At 52.3% G+C, this 218-nt stretch carries 1 protein-coding gene; it reads right to left on the bottom strand.

All coding sequences use genetic code 11. The features are described from left to right. Window positions 1-218, bottom strand: a 218-nt coding sequence (locus tag B3182_RS00005) for an efflux RND transporter permease subunit (RefSeq protein WP_292751055.1), incomplete at both ends; no start/stop codon positions are given.

The following is a 218-nucleotide window of genomic DNA, read 5'->3' as shown; positions in this document are numbered from 1 at the left end:
CACCGCACCGCCGGTCTCTTGATTACCATTATTGATAGCCTCAATCACGCGGGAGAGCGGTATGCGATAAGCCGCTAATTTGTCCGGATCGACCACCACCTGATATTGGCGCACCATGCCGCCAACAGTCGCGACCTCTGCCACATTGGCGACGGTTTTCAGCTCAAATTTAAGAAACCAATCCTGCAAGGCACGCAGTTGTGAAATATCCTGAGTAC

The organism is Methylophaga sp. UBA4204 (genome assembly GCF_002379485.1).
In the GTDB taxonomy this organism is placed as follows: Bacteria; Pseudomonadota; Gammaproteobacteria; order Nitrosococcales; family Methylophagaceae; genus Methylophaga.
Note: the sequence above shows the minus strand (reverse complement) of the source record. Positions and strands in the feature narration are given on the sequence as shown.